The organism is Vibrio sp. 10N.222.52.C3, from assembly GCF_041474195.1.
GTDB lineage: Bacteria > Pseudomonadota > Gammaproteobacteria > Enterobacterales > Vibrionaceae > Vibrio > Vibrio crassostreae_C.
The window spans coordinates 1-2,020 of the sequence record NZ_JBFRTQ010000161.1 but is presented as its reverse complement, the minus strand read 5'-3'; the positions used below and the strand labels follow the sequence as shown (position 1 = coordinate 2,020).

Sequence of the window (2,020 nt, the reverse complement as noted above, 5' to 3'; positions counted from 1 at the left end):
GCAGTGCTAAAAAAGATATCACAGTGACCGTTCATGGCACCAATGATGCGCCAATTGCCTCGGCTGAAGTGCGTTTAGCGAATGGCTTAGAAGATAGCAAAATTGTCCTCACCTCAGCACAGCTTCTGGCTAATACTAGCGATGTTGATGACAACGATATTGGCAAACTATCCATTGAAAACCTACAGGCTGACCATGGTGCTATTGCGTTAAATGCCGATGGCACGTTCACTTTTACCCCAGAAAAAGACTATAACGGCGATGTACACTTCAGCTATGACGTTAAAGATGCCCACGGTGGTGTGACACACACTGGCGCCAGTACCACTTTAGCGGCGGTACAAGATAATGCTGTTATTGCAGGCATTGATATTGGCAGTGTTACTGAAGACCTAAACCCTCATGCCAGCGTGCAAGGAAACTACGCCTATAAATTGGAGGCTCAAGGCTCATTATCTGCTATTGACCCCGACAAGGATGAATCAGGCTTTGATTTTAAAACCCTTATCTCTGCAGCAATGCACCCAGAGTGGCGGCCATATTCTTCATCACTGGGTGGCCAATTGGCAATTGACCCAAAAGGAAACTGGAATTACTACATAGATAACCGCAAACCTGAAATCCAGCACTTAGGTAAAGGCGAAACCTTGACGGATACCGTGACAGTGCACTCTAAAGATGGCACCACCCACGATATCGTCATTACCATCCACGGCACTAATGACGCCCCCACAGTATCAAGTGAGGTACAGTTAAACTCAGGCAAGGAGGACTCTGTTCAAACCATTACTGCGACTGATTTACTGGCGCATGCAACCGATATTGATAATAACGACCAAGGTCAGCTTACCGTCGCCAACCTTATTGCCAACCATGGCTCCATTCGAGACAACCAAGACGGCACCTTCACCTTTACCCCAGAAAAAGACTATAACGGCGATGTGCACTTTACTTACGATGTGAAAGATGCACACGGTGGTGTGACCCACACCGGCGCAACCACCAACTTAGCGGCGGTTAACGACAACCCTGATGTGACACCTTTAACCGACAGTGTCAGTGAGGGGGCCGATAATCATCACCCCCTCAATCTGCTATTAGGTGCCACAGATAAAGACGGCGACGCTTTAACTATCAGTCACCTTGAATATGCCATCGATGGTCAACCTCAGTCGGGCCAACTTCCAACGGGCATTACCTTAGATACTGATGGTCATACATTAATTGTTGATGCCACCAATCCCGCATTTAACCATTTGGCCAATGGTCAGTCGCAACAAATCGCTATCACTTATCAAGTAGAAGATGGCCATGGTGGAAGTACGCAACAAACCGCCACGCTTACGATTGCCGGGACAGATGATAAAGCCACACTGGTTTCTAATGTCATTCAGCTCACTGAAACACAAGCGCTGGATAGTGAATTTAAATTCTATAGAGGCCAGCTTCAGCTAATTGACCCTGATAGTGGTGATAACACTCAGTTTGTTTTTAGCGGGAAGTATTTAGGCCAAGGGGTTGAGCCTGGTCACCTTGATGTTTGGCCTAATGGCACTTATCAATTCAGATTAGAAGCTGTTACCAATCGTCATGCGGACGATCTCATTGGTAGCCTACATGCTGGCGAGTCGATGGAGCTCCCCTACGAAATCGAAACCAATGATGGTCAAAAGCTCACCATTATGGTGAAGGTGACCGGTGAAGATAACCAAGCAAAAATTGCAGTGACGCCCTACTCCAGCCTCAATAATCATGTTTACGAAGATCACACTTCCTTTGGCAATACCACTAATCAGCTCAGCAGTGGTGGCACGTTACACGTGATTGACCCCGATCACGACCAAGCCGGTTTTATTGCACAAACCATCACCACCGCCGAAGGTGGTCGGTTCAATATCAACGCAAAGGGCCATTGGTCATACGATATTGACAATGATAAAGTCCAACATTTAGGCGCAGGGGAAAGCTTCCAGCAAACCTTTACCGTTGAATCTATCGATGGCAGTGCTAAAAAAGATAT

At 46.9% G+C, this 2,020-nt stretch carries 1 protein-coding gene; it reads left to right on the top strand.

The genetic code is table 11. The features are described 5' to 3' along the window. Positions 1-2,020: VCBS domain-containing protein (locus tag AB4517_RS20600; protein WP_372149722.1), on the top strand; the 2,020-nt coding region annotated here is incomplete at both ends.